The 16599-nt window shown below is 70.2% G+C and carries 15 protein-coding genes; 6 read left to right on the forward strand and 9 right to left on the reverse strand.

The window, feature by feature from the left end; genetic code table 11:
- Positions 1 to 33: 33 nt before the first annotated feature.
- Genes H7I41_RS25280 through H7I41_RS25290 form a run of 3 tightly spaced genes read right to left on the reverse strand, consistent with a single transcriptional unit; the run spans position 34 to position 3640 of the window.
- The gene (locus tag H7I41_RS25280; RefSeq protein WP_264015381.1) at positions 34 to 1479 is read right to left on the reverse strand and encodes a vWA domain-containing protein; all 1446 of its coding nucleotides are present in this window, start codon (positions 1477 to 1479) and stop codon (positions 34 to 36) included.
- Positions 1479 to 2366, reverse strand: coding sequence for an AAA family ATPase (locus H7I41_RS25285; protein WP_264015382.1), 888 nt, complete (start codon positions 2364 to 2366; stop codon positions 1479 to 1481). Before H7I41_RS25285 ends, H7I41_RS25280 begins: the two co-directional genes overlap by 1 nt.
- A gap of 26 nt (positions 2367 to 2392) precedes the next feature.
- A complete protein-coding gene (locus tag H7I41_RS25290) occupies positions 2393 to 3640 on the reverse strand; it encodes a glutamate-5-semialdehyde dehydrogenase (protein ID WP_264015383.1) in 1248 nt (415 codons plus the stop codon).
- Positions 3641 to 3724: 84 nt separating this feature from the next.
- On the opposite strand from H7I41_RS25290, the gene H7I41_RS25295 reads away from it, so the two are divergent.
- Both H7I41_RS25295 and H7I41_RS25300 read left to right on the forward strand, forming a co-directional pair.
- On the forward strand, positions 3725 to 4618 hold the full coding sequence (locus H7I41_RS25295) for a ribokinase (RefSeq protein WP_264015384.1): 894 nt from the start codon (positions 3725 to 3727) through the stop codon (positions 4616 to 4618).
- The gene (locus tag H7I41_RS25300) at positions 4554 to 5402 is read left to right on the forward strand and encodes an enoyl-CoA hydratase/isomerase family protein (protein ID WP_264015385.1); all 849 of its coding nucleotides are present in this window, start codon (positions 4554 to 4556) and stop codon (positions 5400 to 5402) included. The genes H7I41_RS25295 and H7I41_RS25300 overlap by 65 nt, the downstream gene beginning before the upstream one ends.
- Before the next feature lie 3 nt (positions 5403 to 5405).
- Here H7I41_RS25300 and H7I41_RS25305 read toward each other — a convergent pair whose 3' ends face one another.
- The gene (locus tag H7I41_RS25305) at positions 5406 to 7448 is read right to left on the reverse strand and encodes an NAD(+) synthase (protein ID WP_264015386.1); all 2043 of its coding nucleotides are present in this window, start codon (positions 7446 to 7448) and stop codon (positions 5406 to 5408) included.
- 42 nt (positions 7449 to 7490) lie between these two features.
- Between H7I41_RS25305 and H7I41_RS25310 the strand changes: the two genes are divergently transcribed.
- The 4 genes from H7I41_RS25310 to H7I41_RS25325 all read left to right on the forward strand — a co-directional run bounded on the left by H7I41_RS25310 (position 7491) and on the right by H7I41_RS25325 (position 10186).
- Positions 7491 to 8030, forward strand: a complete 540-nt coding sequence (locus tag H7I41_RS25310; protein ID WP_264015387.1) for a cysteine hydrolase family protein — start codon at positions 7491 to 7493, stop codon at positions 8028 to 8030.
- Between the two features lie 140 nt (positions 8031 to 8170).
- Positions 8171 to 8656 (forward strand): Hsp20/alpha crystallin family protein, encoded by a 486-nt coding sequence (locus tag H7I41_RS25315; protein ID WP_264015388.1) that lies wholly within the window; start codon positions 8171 to 8173, stop codon positions 8654 to 8656.
- Positions 8657 to 8726: 70 nt separating this feature from the next.
- The gene (locus tag H7I41_RS25320; RefSeq protein WP_264015389.1) at positions 8727 to 9563 is read left to right on the forward strand and encodes an NAD-dependent protein deacetylase; all 837 of its coding nucleotides are present in this window, start codon (positions 8727 to 8729) and stop codon (positions 9561 to 9563) included.
- An 8-nt stretch (positions 9564 to 9571) separates the two neighbouring features.
- Positions 9572 to 10186, forward strand: coding sequence for a hypothetical protein (locus tag H7I41_RS25325; protein ID WP_264015390.1), 615 nt, complete (start codon positions 9572 to 9574; stop codon positions 10184 to 10186).
- On the opposite strand, the gene proB is transcribed toward H7I41_RS25325, so the two are convergent.
- The 5 genes from proB to rne form a co-directional block, all read right to left on the reverse strand.
- Positions 10183 to 11310: a glutamate 5-kinase gene (gene proB / locus H7I41_RS25330; RefSeq protein WP_264015391.1), complete on the reverse strand. Its 1128-nt coding sequence runs from the start codon at positions 11308 to 11310 to the stop codon at positions 10183 to 10185. The genes H7I41_RS25325 and proB overlap by 4 nt on opposite strands.
- A complete protein-coding gene (gene obgE / locus H7I41_RS25335; RefSeq protein WP_264015392.1) occupies positions 11307 to 12752 on the reverse strand; it encodes a GTPase ObgE in 1446 nt (481 codons plus the stop codon). Before obgE ends, proB begins: the two co-directional genes overlap by 4 nt.
- Positions 12753 to 12827: 75 nt before the next feature.
- Positions 12828 to 13094 (reverse strand): 50S ribosomal protein L27, encoded by a 267-nt coding sequence (rpmA, locus tag H7I41_RS25340; RefSeq protein WP_264015393.1) that lies wholly within the window; start codon positions 13092 to 13094, stop codon positions 12828 to 12830.
- 14 nt (positions 13095 to 13108) lie between these two features.
- Complete coding sequence (rplU, locus tag H7I41_RS25345) at positions 13109 to 13420, reverse strand: 50S ribosomal protein L21 (RefSeq protein WP_264015394.1); 312 nt, start codon at positions 13418 to 13420, stop codon at positions 13109 to 13111.
- 191 nt (positions 13421 to 13611) lie between these two features.
- Positions 13612 to 16545: a ribonuclease E gene (rne, locus tag H7I41_RS25350; protein ID WP_372503803.1), complete on the reverse strand. Its 2934-nt coding sequence runs from the start codon at positions 16543 to 16545 to the stop codon at positions 13612 to 13614.
- Between the last annotated feature and the right edge of the window lie 54 nt (positions 16546 to 16599).

The raw sequence follows: 16599 nt of genomic DNA on the forward strand, positions 1-16599 counted from the left end.
GGGAGCGTCACCTGCGGACAGAGTCGAAGCGCATCAGATCGGCAGCAGCGCGTCGATCACACCGGCGAGCTGTTTGGCCGACCGGCACTCGTGCATCGTGATCACCTCTTCGTAGCGCGGCACCGCCGAGTCACCGCTGCCCCACAAGTGGCGCGGCTCGGGGTTGAGCCAGTGCGCGTGCCTGCTCGCGGTGACCATCTGGGTGAGCAGATCGATCTCGGGGTTGCGGTAGTTGTTGCGGGCGTCGCCGAGCACGAGCAGCGAACTACGCGGGCTCAGCACGTTCGGGAAGCCGTGCAGGAACGACGAGAACGCGTTGCCGTAGTCGGAGTGGCCGTCGCGGGTGTAGACGCCCGCTTCGCGGGTGATGCGCTGCACCGCGACCGCCAGGTCGGCGTCCGGCCCGAACAGCGCGGTGACCTCGTCGGTGGTGTCGATGAAGGCGAACACCCGAACCCGGGAGAACTGCTGGCGCAGCGCGTGCACCAGCATCAGGGTGAAGTGGCTGAACCCGGCCACCGAGCCGGACACGTCGCACAGCACCACCAGTTCCGGGCGCGCGGGGTGCGGCTTCTTGAGCACCACGTCGATCGGCACCCCGCCGGTCGACATCGACTTGCGCAGCGTCTTGCGCATGTCGATCTCCCCGGCCCGCGACCGGCGCCGCCGCGCGGCCAGCCGCGTCGCGAGGGTGCGGGCCAGCGGCGCCACCACCCGGCGCATCTGGCGCAGCTGTTCACCGGAGGCTCGCAGGAACTCGACGTTCTCGGCCAGCTGCGGCACGCCGTACATCTGCACGTGCTCGCGGCCGAGCTGCTCGGCGGTGCGGCGCTTGGTCTCCGACTCCACCATCTTGCGCAGCTGCGAGATTCGTTGCGCCGCAAGCGCCTTGGCAATCTGTTCCTGGGTCGGCGACGGCTCGTCGCCGTAGGGTGCCAGCAATCCGGCCAGCAGCCGGCCCTCCAGGTCGTCCAGACTCATCGCCTTGAGCGCCTGATAGGAGGAGTAGGACGGTCCGCGGCTGGAGTTGTAGCGGCCGTAGGCCTCGACGATCTGCGCGATCATCGCGGTCAGCCGCTCGTCGAGATTGGCCAGGTCGGGGTTGTCGGCCAGCATCTTCACCAGCGCGTCGCGCATCGCTTCGATGTCCTCGGGCGGTAGTCCCTGCTCGTCGTCGCTCTCGCCGTCCTCGTCCTCCAGCACGGTCTTCGCGCCGAGCGCGGCGGGGAAGAACAGGTCGAACATCGCGTCGTAGGTGTCGCGGTGGTCGGGTCTGCGCAGCACCGCGCACGCGATGCCTTCGCGCAGCACCTCGCGGTCGCCGAGCCCGAGCACCGTCATCACCCGTCCGGCGTCGACGGTCTCCGACGGGCCGACCGAGATGCCCTGGCCGCGAAGCGCTTCGACGAACTCGACCAGGTGACCCGGCAGGCCGTGCGGAGCGAGCGGCTGCGGAGGGCGGACGCGGCGCGGCGGCATCAGTTCAGCCTCAGCTCTCCTGCGGCGCGCTGCTGGTCGGACTGGTGTTTGAGGATCACACCCAGGGTGGCGGCGATCATCGCGTCGTCGATGGTGTCCATGCCCAGCGCCAGCACGGTGCGGCCCCAGTCGATGGTCTCGGCCACCGACGGCACCTTCTTGAGCTGCATGCCGCGCAGCACCCCGATGATGCGGACGAGTTCCGACGCGATGTGCTCGGGCAGGTCGGGAACCCGCGAGAGCAGGATCCGCCGCTCGAGATCGGGGTCGGGGAAGTCGATGTGCAGGAACAGGCAGCGCCGCTTGAGCGCCTCGGACAGCTCGCGGGTGGCGTTGGAGGTGAGCACCACGAACGGTGCGCGCTCAGCCTTGATGGTCCCGAGTTCCGGGACCGTGACGGCGAAGTCGCTGAGCACCTCGAGCAGCAGGCCCTCGATCTCGATGTCGGCCTTGTCGGTCTCGTCGATGAGCAGCACCGTCGGGTCGGTGCGCCGGATCGCCGTCAGCAGCGGGCGCGACAGCAGGAACTCCTCGGAGAAGACGTCCATCTTGGTCTGGTCCCAGTCGCCGGCATCGGCCGCGTTGCCCGCCTGGATGCGCAGGATCTGCTTGGCGTGGTTCCACTCGTAGAGCGCCCTGGCCTCGTCGACGCCCTCGTAGCACTGCAGCCGGACCAGCTCCGAGCCGGTGCACTGCGCCACCGCGCGGGCCAGTTCGGTCTTGCCGACACCGGCGGGCCCCTCCACGAGGAGCGGCTTGCCGAGCCGGTCGGCGAGGAAAACCGCCGTGGCCGTTGCGGTGTCGGGCAGGTAGCCCGTCTCGGCGAGCTTGGCGGCGACGTCGTCGATGTCGGCGAACAACGGCGCGGGGCGTGCGGGAACGCTCACAGGTCAGTCTCCTAGGAACTCTGAAGTCAGGCGGGGCGGGTCTGACCGTCTCCCCAGACGATCCATTTGGTCGAGGTCAGTTCGGGCAGCCCCATCGGCCCGCGGGCGTGCAGCTTCTGGGTCGAGATGCCGATCTCGGCGCCGAAGCCGAACTGCTCACCGTCGGTGAACGAGGTGGACGCGTTGACCATCACCGCCGCCGCATCGACCTGCTCGGTGAACCGCTGAGCGGCAGCCAGATCCGTGGTGACGATGGCCTCGGTGTGGCCGGTGCCGTACTCGTTGACGTGCGCGATGGCCGCGTCGAGGCCGTCGACCACCGACAGCGCGATGTCCAGCGAGAGGAACTCGGCCCGCAGCTCGTCCTCGGTCGGGTCGCCGTGCACGGTCACCCCGGCGGCCTGCAGCGCACCGGCGAGGCGGGGCACCGCGTGTTCGGCGATCGACGCGTCGACGAGCAGGGACTCGGCGGCGTTGCAGACGCTGGGCCGACGGGTCTTGGCGTTGAGCACGATCCGTTCGGCGACGTCGAGGTCCGCGGCCTCGTGGACGTACACGTGGCAGTTGCCGACGCCCGTCTCGATGGTGGGCACCTTGGCGTCACGCACGACCGCGTCGATCAGGCCCGCTCCCCCGCGCGGGATCACCACGTCGACCAGACCGCGGGCCTGGATGAGGTGGGTGACGCTGGCCCGGTCGTGGCTGGGCAGCAGCGCTACGGCGTCGACGGGCAGCCCCTCGGCGGCCAGGGCGGCCCGCAGCGCCACCACGAGTGCCTCGTTCGAGTGCACCGCCGACGAACTGCCGCGCAGCAGTACGGCGTTGCCGGATTTCAGCGTCAGCCCGAAGGCGTCCACCGTGACGTTCGGCCTGCCCTCGTAGACCATGCCGACGACACCGAGCGGCACCCGCTGCTGGCGCAGCTGCAGGCCGTTGGGCAGCGTGCGTCCGCGCAGCACCTCGCCCACCGGGTCCGGCAGACCGGCGACCTGGCGCAGCCCGGCGGCGATGCCGTCGACCCGCTGGGGGTTGAGGGCGAGCCGGTCCAGCATCGCGGCGGGGGTGCCGGCTGTCCGTGCGGTGTCCAGGTCGACCGTATTGGCCGCCAGGATGTCGTGCACCCGGGCGAGCACCGCGTCGGCCGCGGCGTGCAGCGCCCGGTCCTTGGTCGCGGTGGGCAGCGTCGCGAGGACGCGGGCCGCGACCCTGGCGCGTCGGGCGGCATCGTGGACCTGCTGGCGCAAGTCGGCAACCGGCGGTGCTTGCAGACTCATCAGCCCAGCGTATCGGACCTGTGCCCGGCGCTCGACGCGTGTCAGGGACCGCGGCCGGTGGCGCTGGTCTAGCGTGAGATGACTATGACGACGCGGGTCTGCGTGGTCGGCAGTGTCAATGCCGACGTGACGTACCGGGTCTCCGCGTTGCCGCGGCCAGGACAGACGGTGCTGGCGTCGTCGACCTCGAGCGCGCCGGGCGGCAAGGGCGCCAACCAGGCAGTGGCCGCCGCGCGGGCCGGCGCCGAGGTGGCGCTGGTCGCCGCGCTCGGTGACGACGCCGCTGCGCAGTCGCTGCGGAGCCATCTGCGCGGCAACGGGGTCGCCCTCGACGGGGTGGTCACCGTGCCGGGGCCGAGCGGCTCGGCGGTGATCATGGTCGACGCGGCGGCGGAGAACAGCATCGTGGTGGCGCCGGGCGCGAACGCCGCGCTGCGGGTCGACTCCGCCGCGGTACGCGATGTCATCGCCACCGCCGAGGTGCTGTTGCTGCAGTTGGAGATCCCCGTCCAGACCGCCGTCGACGCCGCCCGCCTCGGGCGCGACACCGGCGCGGTCGTCATCGTCAACGCCTCCCCGGCCGGCGCGAAGGCCCACGAGTTGCTCGCACTGTCCGAACTGGCCGACGTGGTGGTGGTCAACGAGGCGGAGGCGGCCGACTGGCACTGGCCGGTGCCCCATCTGGTGATCACCCGCGGCGCGCGCGGCGCGAGCTATCTCGGCGACGGAGAACGCTTCGACGTCCCCGCCCCGGCCGTCCGGGCGGTCGACACCACCGGCGCCGGCGACGTGTTCGCCGGCGTGCTGGCAGCGGACTGGCTACGCGGCCACGAGACGGCGCTGCGCCGGGCGTGTGTGGCGGGCGCGCTGGCGACCCTGGTGCCGGGCGCGGGTGACTGCGCGCCGGGTTCGGATGACATCGACGACGAACAGGAAGGGAGACGGCGTGACCGACGCTCCGCGACCGCCCGAGGGTGACTGGCTGGGAACGAAGTTCCTGCGCTTCGACAGGGAGGGCCCGTTCGGCGTCTGCACGCTGGACCGCCCCGAGGCGCGCAACGCGATGACCCCGGCGATGTACTTCGGCATCAAGTACGCCGTGAAGCACGTCGACGCCGACCCGGACCTGGCCGGGCTGCTGATCACCGGGACCGGCGATGTGTTCGCCCCCGGCGGGGACATGGGCGGTGGCGGCGAGGACAACTGGCTGACCTTCGGATCCGCGCTCGGGATGGACGCGTTGCCGTTCGACACGCTGCGGCAGTCGGTCAAGCCGGTGGTGGCGGCGGTCAACGGGTTGTGTCAGGGCGGCGGGATGCAGATCGCGCTGTGCGCCGACATCGCCGTGGTGAGCGAGCGGGCGACGTTCCGGGTGCCGGAGTTGTACCGCGGCATCGCCGACACGTACTACAGCCACATGCTGGCCCGCCTGATCGGGCCGGTCCGCACCCGCGACCTGATGTTCACCGGCCGCACCCTGTCCGCCGCCGAGGCGCTCGACTGGGGCATGGTGGCCCGCGTGGTTCCCCACGACGACCTGTATGACACGGCCCGCGAGGTGCTCGCGCAGTGCTGCCGGACCGCCCCGGGCGCGCGCTCGGTGATCAAGTCGAGCATCGACGACTACGTCGGCCTGTACGACCGCATCGGCATGCAGGCCAGCCTGGGCGCACCCGAGTCGATCGAGGGCTTCATGGCGTTCAAGCAGCGGCGCTCCCCCGAGTGGGTGCATCCCGACCTGCGCATCGACGGGCGCCTGTAGCGCTCAGCGTTCCGGGACCTCGCGTTCGATCTCGTCGAGCCAGGTGCGCGCCGACATGTCCGACGGCGCCCGCCAGTCACCGCGCGGCGACAGCGAGCCGCCCGCCGACACCTTGGGGCCATTCGGCAGCGCCGAGCGCTTGAACTGGCTGAACGAGTAGAACCGCTGGGCGAAAACCTGCAGCCAGTGCCGGATCTCCTCGATCGAGTACGACGGCCGCTTGCTCTCCGGAACCCCGAACGGCCAGTCACCGCGCTCGGCATCGCTCCACGCGTGCCAGGCCAGGAACGCGACCTTCGAAGGACGGAATCCGTAGCGCAACACCTGGAACAGCGAGAAGTCCTGCAGCACATAGGGTCCGACCTTGCCCTCGCTGCTCTGGATCTCCTCGTCCTCACCGGCGGGCACCAGTTCCGGGCTGATCTCGGTGTCGAGCACCGACTGCAGCACCTCGTTGACCTCGTCCTCGAACTGGTTCGACGCGATGACCCACCGGATCAGGTGCTGGATCAGGGTCTTGGGCACCCCGCCGTTGACGTTGTAGTGCGACATCTGGTCGCCGACGCCGTAGGTGGACCAGCCCAGCGCGAGCTCCGAGAGGTCACCGGTGCCGAGCACGATGCCGCCGCGCTGGTTGGCCAGCCGGAACAGGTAATCGGTCCGCAGACCGGCCTGCACGTTCTCGAAGGTGACGTCGTAGACCTTCTCGCCGCGGCTGAACGGGTGGTCCATCTCCTTGAGCATCAGTTCCGCGGTGGACTTGATGTCGATGGTCTCGAACGTCACCCCGAGCGACTCGGCGAGGCGGATCGCGTTGTTCTTCGTCCGGTCGCCGGTGGCGAAGCCGGGCAGGGTGAACGCCAGGATGTCGCTGCGCGGGCGCTCTTCCCGGTCCATCGCGCGGGCGGCGACGATCAGTGCATGGGTGGAGTCCAGTCCGCCGGACAGTCCCAGCACGATCTTCGGGTAGTCCAGTGCGCGCAGCCGTTGTTCCAGGCCGGACACCTGGATGTTGTAGGCCTCGTAGCAGTCCTGCTCGAGGCGGGCGGGATCGACGGGCACGAAGGGGAAGCGCTCCACCTCGCGGCGCAGGCCGATGTCGCCGGTAGGCGGGTCCAGGGTGAACTCGATCCGCCGGAACGCGTCGTCGTCGATGCCGTGGTGGCGGCGGTTGTCGTCGAACGTCCCCATCCGCAGCCGGTCGTTGCGCAGCAGCTGCAGGTCGACGTCGGCGACCGACCGGCGCTCTCCCTTGGGGAACCGCTCGGACTGCGCCAGGCACACTCCGTTCTCCCAGATCATCGTCTGCCCGTCCCAGGCCAGGTCGGTGGTCGACTCACCCTCGCCGGCCGCGGCATAGACGTAGGCCGCCAGGCATCTCGACGATGCCGAACGGGCCAGCAGGCAGCGGTCCTCGGACCGCCCGATGGTGATCGGGCTGCCGGACAGGTTGGCCAGCACCGTGGCGCCGGCCAGCGCGGCCTCCGCGTGCGGCGGCACCGGGACGAACATGTCCTCGCAGATCTCCACGTGCAGCACGAAGTGCGGCACGTCGGTGGCGGCGAACAGCAGGTCCGGACCGAACGGCACCCATTCGCCGCCGAGGCGGATCTCGCCGCGTTCGTCGTCGCCGGCGCCGATCTGGCGCTTCTCGTAGAACTCCCGGTAGGTCGGCAGGTACGACTTGGGCACCACCCCGAGCACCCGGCCGCGGTGGATCACCACGGCGGTGTTGTAGACGCGGTTGCGATGCCGTAGCGGCGCCCCGATCACCAGCACCGGCAGCAGATCCGCCGACTGTGCCACCACGTCGCGTAGCGCGGCCTCGACGCTCTCCAGCAGCGCGTCCTGCAGGACGATGTCCTCGATGGAGTAACCGGACAGCGTCAACTCCGGGAACACGGCCAGCCCGACGCCGTCGTCGTGGCATTCGCGCGCCAGCCCGAGCACCGACTCCGCGTTCTTCACCGGGTCCGCGAGCGCGGTGTGATGGGTGCAGGCGGCTACGCGCACGAAGCCGTGACGGTAGGCCGAATAGAAATCCATGCCTCATTGTTGCCCGGAAACTTCGCGGGGTATGCAGCACACATGAGTGGAACCGTCCTCCTGGTCATCGACATGATGAACACCTACCAACATCCCGATGCCGAGAAGCTGGCGCCGAACGTCGAGAAGATCATCGATCCCCTGGCCGGGCTGATCGCCGGCGCACGCGACCGCGACGACGTAGAACTGATCTACGTCAACGACAACTACGGCGACTTCACCGCCGAATTCAGCGACATCGTGCGCTCGGCACTCGAGGGTGATCGCAAGGACCTGGTGGAGCCGATCGCCCCGCCGGAGAAATGCCGGCTGATGACGAAGGTGCGCCACAGCGCTTTCTATGCGAGCCCGCTGGCCTATCTACTCGGCCAACTCGCGCCCGACCGGCTGATCCTCACCGGCCAGGTCACCGAGCAGTGCATCCTCTACACCGCACTCGACGCCTACGTGCGGCACTTCCCCGTCGTCGTCCCGCCCGACGCGGTGGCGCACATCGACGCCGAACTCAGCGACGCGGCGCTGACGATGATGAAGGAGAACATGAGCGCCGAGATCATCCCGGCCGCCGAGTGCCTGGGGTGACCGGTCGAATCGGCTGACCTCGAACGGGATTCGGTTCGTGTTGGCCCGCAGTTCGTCAGCTCGCACCGCGCCCGATCCGCCGATTTCGCCTCGGCCGCGCAGGGTCGATGCCACACCACCCGACCACTGCTGGAGGAACCATGACCAAGCTCGCGGTGCAGCGCCCGTCGCGCACCTTCCTGCCTGAACTGTCCGACCTGTCGCAGCTGTTCTCCGGCTTCCCGGCGTTCCCGAACTATCCGACCATGGCCGGCCTTCGGCCGTTCTCCGACAGCCACCTGATCCGCATCGAGGACGAGGTGCTCGACGGCCGCTACGAGGTGCGCGCCGAGCTGCCCGGGGTGGACCCCGCCGAGATCGGCGTCACGGTGCGCGACGGTCAGCTGACCGTCAGGGCCACCAGGGCCGAGAAGATCGCGAGCAACGGCCGCTCCGAATTCCGCTACGGGGCGTTCACCCGGACCGTCCCGCTGCCCGTCGGCGCCGACGAGGACGCCATCACCGCGACCTACGGTCGGGGCGTGCTGACCATCGCGGTGCCGGTACACGGCGACGAGCACACCGGCAAGCAGGTCGAGGTGCAGGCCGTCGACGGCGACGTGACCGTCACCTCTCACAGCGAGTAGCACCTTTCGGAAACGGCCCCGGAGCTGCGGTTCCGGGGCCGTTGTCGGACCTGCCCCTACTCTGGTGGACGTGGAATCGCCCGAACTCGTCGCCCTGCTGCGGGGTCGGCGCGTCGCGGTGCTCACCGGCGCGGGGATGTCCACCGACTCCGGCATCCCGGACTACCGCGGCCCGGACTCGCCGCCGAGCAATCCGATGACGATCCGCCAGTTCACCGGCGACCCGGTGTTCCGGCAGCGCTACTGGGCCCGCAACCACGTGGGCTGGCGGCACATGGCCGCGACGCTGCCGAATGCCGGCCACCGCGCGCTGGCCGCGCTGGAGCGCGCCGGCGTGGTCAGCGGACTGATCACCCAGAACGTCGACCTGCTGCACACCAAGGCGGGCAGCAGGCACGTCATCGACCTGCACGGCACCTACGCGCGAGTGGTCTGCCTGGACTGCGGGCACACCATGTCCCGGGCGGCGCTGGCCGACCTCCTGGAGGCGGCCAACCCGGGCTTCCTCGAGCGGGCGGAGGCGGTCGGCGGGATCGCCGTCGCCCCCGATGCGGACGCCGTCGTCGGCGACACGTCGTCGTTCCGCATCATCGACTGCCAGCGCTGCGGCGGCATGCTCAAACCCGACATCGTGTACTTCGGCGAGAGCGTGCCCAAGGAGCGGGTGGACCGGGCGTACGCGGTGGTCGACGCGGCCGACGTGCTGCTGGTGGCGGGATCGTCGCTGACCGTGTTCTCCGGATACCGGTTCGTCCGGCACGCCGCGGCGCGCGGCATGCCGGTCGCGATCCTCAATCGCGGCCCCACCCGGGGCGACGACCTGGCGACGGTGAAGCTCGACAACGGTTGCTCGCCGATGCTGGCGCTGCTGGCCGACGAGTTGCCTGCGCTGTCCGCCTCCGCTTGACTGCCCGGGTGACTTCCGTGCTGGACCGCTGGCGTCCCGACCCAGGCCCTGCAGACGGGAGGTGGGCCGCCGGTGTCGGCGACACCCTCGCCGCCGTGCTGCGGCCCCCCGGTGTGCTCGCCGCGCCGCTGCGCCTGCTGAACCACTTCGGCGGGGTGGCCATCAGTGCCGACGCCGTCGAATTCGACGGGGATGACGTCGAGTGGTCCGACGTCGCCGACATCGAGACGGTCAGCCTGTTCGGCTACCTGTTCTCCGGCGCCCTCGACAAACAGCTGAACAAGCTGCCGCTGCCCCGCTTCCCGGGCCGCAGCCTGGTCGTCGGCGTCGCCTCGGACGCCGCGCTGACGGCGATCGTCGCCGCCACCGGTGATGCGCTGCGCAAGCTCGACGTGAAGATCCCCGCCGAAGTCAACTACCACGGGCTGGTGCGGCGCCGCACCCTCTCGCCGGGCATCCTGGCCACGCTGCTGCTCGCCGACGGCGCCGTGCGGTCGTCGCTCACAGCGACCGCCGAGGCGAAAGGCATCCGGGTCCGGCCGTCCGACGACGACCCCCTCGAGGAGGCCGAGCTGCGCGCCTCCCGGATCAAGCGGTTCGTGGGACGCCTGACGAACCGCTAGACGGCGACCAGGTCGTCGGCGTGCACGGCGGGCCTGCGCATCTCGGCGGGCAGGTCGGAGGTGGAGCGGCCGAGCATCGTCGCCAGTTCCGAATGGTCGTAGGCCACCACCCCGCGGGCCACCATCGTGGCGTCCTGTGCCCGCAGTTCGACGACGTCGCCCCCGTAGAACCGGCCCGACACCGCGGTGATGCCTGCGGACAGCAGTGAACGCCGTTGGCCGACAACGGCGCGCACGGCGCCGTCGTCGAGGGTCAAAGCGCCCGCGGCCTCCGCGGCGTAGCGCACCCAGAACCGTCGCGCCGACATGCGTTCGGCGCGTGGGGCGAAGACGGTTCCCACCGACGCGTCGGCCAGCGCGGCGGACGCGTCGGCGGCGGCGGCGAGCAGCACCGGAACCCCTGCGTCGGCGGCGAGCAACGCCGACGACAGCTTCGACGCCATGCCGCCGGTGCCGAGGTGACTGCCGCGGCCGGCGACCACGCCGTCCAGATCGTCGGGACGCGCCACCTCGGCGATGAACTGCGCGTTGCCTTTTCGCGGATCGGAGTCGTACAGGCCGTCCACATCCGACAGCAGCACCAGCGCATCGGCGCCGACCAGATGCGCCACCAGCGCCGAGAGCCGGTCGTTGTCGCCGAACCGGATCTCATTGGTGGCCACGGTGTCGTTCTCGTTGACGATCGCCACCGCGTGCAGTGCCCGCAACCGGTCGAGAGTGCGCTGGGCGTTGGTGTGCTGAACCCGCATCGAGATGTCGTGGGCGGTCAGCAGTACCTGCCCGACGGTGCGCTGGTAGCGAGCGAACGCCGCGCTCCACGAGTTGATCAGCGCGACCTGTCCGACACTCGCGGCGGCCTGCTTGGTCGCCAGATCGGCGGGCCGGCGAGACAGCCGCAGCGGTTCGATGCCGGCGGCGATCGCGCCGGAGGACACGATCACCACGTCGGAGCCCGCCTTCATCCGGGACTCGATCGCGTCGGCCAGCGTCGCCAACCGGCCGGCGTCGAACACTCCGGCCGGAGTGGTCAGCGCGGTGGTGCCGATCTTGACGACGATGCTGCGTGCGGTGCGGACGGCCTCGCGGTGCGTGGAGCGTGCGGAGCCGACCCCGTCCTGGGTCACTCGTCACCGCCGGAGCGGCGGCGCTCCCGCCTGGCGACCTTGCGCTCGGCGGCCCGGACGCGGTCGGTCTGCTCGAGGCGGATGTCGGTGCCACGGCCGGACAACGGCATGTCGATGCCGGCCGGGGTCTGCGGCTCCCAGTCGAAGGTCATGTCGCCGATCGTGACCGCGCATCCCGGCTTCGCACCGAGCTTGAGCAGTTCGTCCTCGACCCCGAGCCTGTTGAGCCGGTCTCCGAGGTACCCGACCGCCTCGGCGTTCTCGAAGTCGGTCTGGCCGATCCAGCGTTCGGGTCGCGCGCCGCGCACCACGAATCCTCCACGGCCGTCCGATTCCACGGTGAACCCGCTGTCGTTCACCGGGACCGGACGGATGACGGGGCGCCTGGGCACCACCGGTGGCTGCGCCTGCCGGTAGGCGCTGACCAGCTCCCACAGCGCGAAGGTCAACGGCCGCAACCCGTCCCGGCTCACAGTCGAGACCTCGAACACCGGCCACCCGAAGCGGCGGACCACTTCGTCGCGGACGAAGTCGGCAAGTTCGCGCGCGTCGGGCACGTCGATCTTGTTGAGCACCACTGCACGTGGCCGTTCGGTGAGGTCGCCCAGCGCCGTGTCACCCTGCAGCGTCGGGGTGTAGGCGGCCAATTCGGCTTCCAGCGCCTCGATGTCGGACACCGGGTCCCGCCCCGGTTCCAGCGTCGCGCAGTCGACGACGTGGACGAGGACGGCGCACCGCTCGATGTGTCGCAGGAACTCGAGGCCGAGGCCACGGCCCTCGGACGCACCGGGAATCAGCCCGGGCACATCGGCGACGGTGAACGTGTTGTCCCCGGCCGACACCACGCCCAGGTTCGGAACCAGCGTGGTGAACGGATAGTCGGCGATCTTGGGCTTGGCCGCCGAGATCACCGACACCAGCGATGACTTGCCCGCCGAGGGGAAGCCGACCAGACCGACGTCGGCGACGGTCTTGAGTTCCAGGGTGAGGTCGCGGACCTGACCCTTCTCCCCGAGCAGCGCGAAGCCGGGCGCCCTGCGGGCCCGTGACGCCAGCGCCGCGTTGCCAAGGCCTCCGCGTCCACCGGCGGCCGCTTCGAATCGCGTGCCCGCACCCACCAGGTCGGCGAGGACGCGGCCCTGGTCGTCGAGCACCACCGTGCCGTCGGGCACCCGCACCTCGAGGTCAGCGCCGGCGGCGCCGTCGCGATTGCTGCCCGCGCCCTGCTTGCCGGACGGCGCGACGACATGCGGATGGAAGTGGAAGTCCAGCAGGGTGTGCACCTGCGGATCGACGACCAGCACGATGCTGCCGCCACGGCCGCCGTTGCCGCCGTCGGGACCGCCGAGAGGTTTGAACTTCTCGCGGTGCACCGAGGCGCAGCCGTGACCGCCGTTGCCCGCGGTCGCGTGAATCACGACGCGGTCGACGAAGCGGGGCATTGCAGTACTCCTCCGAAAGTAACGCCGGGGCGGAAAAGCGCTCGCGAGTCCCCCGCAGCGTCACCGTCGCGAAGCTTAAGCCTCCGGGCGGGCGACCGGGACGATGTTGACGAGCTTGCGACCGCGCTTGATGCCGAACTCGACGGCGCCGGGTGCGGTGGCGAACAGCGTGTCGTCGCCGCCGCGGCCGACGTTCACGCCGGGATGGAAGTGGGTGCCGCGCTGCCGCACGATGATCTCGCCGGCCTTGACGACCTGGCCGCCGAACCGCTTAACACCCAGCCGCTGGGCGTTGGAGTCGCGACCGTTGCGCGAGCTGGAAGCGCCCTTCTTGTGTGCCATGTCCGTTCGCTCCCCTACTTGATTCCGGTGACCTTGAGCACGGTCAGCTGCTGACGGTGCCCCTGGCGCTTGTGGTAGCCGGTCTTGTTCTTGAACTTGTGGATACGGATCTTGGGACCCTTGGTGTGCTCGAGCACCTCGCCGGTGACCGCGACCTTCTCCAGCTCCTTGGCGGCGCTGGTGACGTTCGCGCCGTCCACGACGAGTGCGACGGGCAGCGAGACCGATGCGCCCGCGTCGGCGTCGAGCTTCTCGACCTTCACGATGTCACCGACGGCGACCTTGTACTGCTTGCCGCCGGTCTTGACGATTGCGTAGCTCGCCATCGATGGTCTACCTCTTCGTATCGCGGGCGCGCGCTACCCGGGGGGCGCGAGCGCGGGTCTTGGGGTGCGGGCTTCAGATGCTTGAACATCTGTTCCCGCTGCCACCGGCCCGGATTACGTGCAGCCTGGTGACAACTGGTCAAGGGTACGTGACCAGCGGGTAGAGGGTCAAACCGCCAGCGGTCTCACACTCATTCGCCTGCCGGCGGGCCCGCCGGCCGGGCCGCGGCACGTCGCCGCGGACGCCGGCTCGAGACGGAGATCACCTCGGGCTCGACGTCTTCCTCGTCGTCGGAGTCCTCGTCGTCGTCCTCGTCGGATTCGTCGTCATCATCTGAGTCGTCGTCGTCATCCGAGTCGTCGTCGGAGATGACGTCGATGTCGTCGTCGATCTCGTCCTCGTCCTCTTCATCGGCGTCGAGCTCAACCTCGTCCGAGTCCTCGTCATCGGAGTCGTCATCGTCGGAGTCGTCATCGTCCGAGTCCTCGTCGTCGGAGTCCTCGTCGTCCGAGTCCTCGTCGTCCGAGTCTTCGAAGTCCTCGTCGGCCAGTTCCTCGCCGACGGCTTCGTGCAGCTTCTCGGCGTCTCCGCGCTCGCTGCCGGCGGTGGTCTCGTCGTCCTCACCGTCGTCGGAGTCGTCGTCTTCGGGCCTGCCGTTCGCCGCCGCCATCGCCTTGAACATCGGATGCTCGCCGGCCGGGTGGCTCGGCACCTTGGCGACCGGCACCTCTTCGGGCTTGGCGCCCTTTTTTCCACGCTTGCCGCGCCTGCCGCCGCCACCGCCGGCTCCTCCTCCGCCGCCGCCGCCGCCCGAGTCGGACTTGCGCCCGCCGCCCGACGACGTGGAGTCGACCGGGTCGCCGTGCAGCAGGATCCCGCGACCGGCGCAGTGCGGGCACGCCGTGGAGAACGCCTCCACCAGCCCGGTGCCCAGCTTCTTTCGGGTCAGCTGAACCAGCCCGAGAGAGGTCACCTCCGACACCTGGTGGCGGGTGCGGTCACGGGCGAGCGCCTCGGTGAGACGCCGCAGCACCAGATCGCGGTTGTTCTCCAGCACCATGTCGATGAAGTCGATGACGATGATGCCGCCGATGTCGCGCAGCCGGAGCTGGCGCACGATCTCCTCGGCGGCCTCCAGGTTGTTCCGGGTGACCGTCTGCTCGAGGTTGCCGCCGGATCCGGTGAACTTGCCGGTGTTGACGTCCACCACGGTCATCGCCTCGGTGCGGTCGATCACCAGGGTGCCGCCCGAGGGCAGCCACACCTTGCGGTCCATCGCCTTGGCGAGCTGTTCGTCGATGCGGTGCACGGCGAACACGTCGGGGGCCGACCCGCCGTCCGCGGATCCGGCGGGCTCGTACTTCGTCAGCCGCGGCACCAGGTCGGGGGCGACGGCGTTGACATAGCTGTCGATCGTCTTCCAGGCCTCGTCGCCGGACACGATGAGGCTGGAGAAGTCCTCGTTGAACAGGTCGCGGATCACCTTGACCAGCACGTCGGGCTCTTCGTAGAGCGCCATCGCGGCGCCGGCCTTCTTGCCGATGACCTCGGCGGACTTCGCCTCGATCTGGTTCCAGCGCTCCTGCAGCCGGTTGACGTCGGAGCGGATGTCCTCTTCCTTGACGCCCTCCGACGCGGTGCGGATGATCACGCCGGCGTCCGACGGCACCACCTCGCGCAGGATCTCCTTGAGCCGCTGGCGCTCGGTGTCGGGCAGCTTGCGGCTGATGCCCGTGGACGACGCACCGGGCACGTACACCAGGTAGCGGCCGGCCAGCGACACCTGCGTGGTCAGCCGTGCGCCCTTGTGGCCGACGGGGTCCTTGCTGACCTGGACGACGACGTAGTCGCCGGGCTTGAGGGCCTGCTCGATCTTGCGCTGGGCGCCGCCGAGTCCGGCGGCTTCCCAGTTCACCTCACCGGCGTAGAGCACACCGTTGCGGCCGCGGCCGATGTCGACGAACGCCGCCTCCATCGAGGGCAGCACGTTCTGCACGATGCCGAGGTAGATGTTGCCGACCAGCGACGACTGGGCCGCCGACGTGACGAAGTGCTCGACGACGACGCCGTCCTCGAGCACGGCGATCTGGGTGTAGCGCGCGCCTTCGTGGGGAGGTTCGCTGCGGACCTTGTCGCGCACCACCATCACGCGTTCGACGGCCTCGCGGCGCGCGAGGAACTCCGCCTCGGACAGGATCGGCGGCCGGCGGCGGCCCGCGTCGCGACCGTCGCGGCGGCGCTGCCGCTTGGCTTCCAGCCGGGTGGACCCGCTGATGCCCTGGATCTCGTCGGGGTCTTTGGCGTTCTTCGCCGACTTCTCCCGCGGAGGCCGTTCGTGCACGACGGTGTTCGGCGGGTCGTCGGGAGAGCCGGACTCACCGTCGTCACCGGTGCCGGACTTGCGGCGGCGACGCCTGCGCCGGCGGCGGGTGGCGCCTTCGGAGTCCTGGCCGTCGTCGTCGCCGTTGTCGTCGTCGGAGTCGTCCCCGTTGTCCTGATCGGCGGACTCGTCCTGATTGTCGGGCTGGTCGTCGCCCTCGGAGTCACCGGCGTCGTCGTTCTGCTCGCCGCGGCCACGGCCACGGCCACGGCGTCCGCGCCTGCGCCTGCGTGCGGCGGGCCGGTCGGCCTGGTCGTCATCGGAGTCCGACGCCGTCTCGGGCTCGTCGTCCTCGTCGTCGTCGTCATCGTCGTCCGGCGCCTCGGCCGTGACCGGCTGCGGCGCGACGAACAGCGGAAGGTAGGCGGCAGGGGTGGGAGCCGTCTCCAGCATCAGCCGGGATTCCGGTTCCTCGGCGGCGGCCGGCTCGGAAGCCGCCTCGGCGGGTCGGTCCGACGGCTGATCGGTCGCAGGCGCTTCCGCGGCGCCGTCGCCCTCTGCCGATGCCAGGACGTCGCGCACGCGTTCGGCGTCGCTCTTGTCGATGGTCGAGTGCGCGCTGCGGGTGCGGCCGTCGAACTGCGCCAGCGCGTCGAGCACCCGCTTGCTGGTGGTGCCGAGCACCCTGGCCAGCGAATGGACCCTCAGCCGGTCAGGCAGGCCGTCCTGCGGCTGGGCCGGTGTCGCCGGCTCCGCCGCTGAAGGCTCTTCGGTGTGGGCTGCAAAGTTGTCACTGTCGGCCACGTATTCTCCTCGAGCCCCCGGGCGCGTCGTATCGACGCGGCCACGCGAGGGCTT

Source organism: [Mycobacterium] manitobense (assembly GCF_025821665.1).
In the GTDB taxonomy this organism is placed as follows: Bacteria; Actinomycetota; Actinomycetes; order Mycobacteriales; family Mycobacteriaceae; genus Mycobacterium; species Mycobacterium arseniciresistens.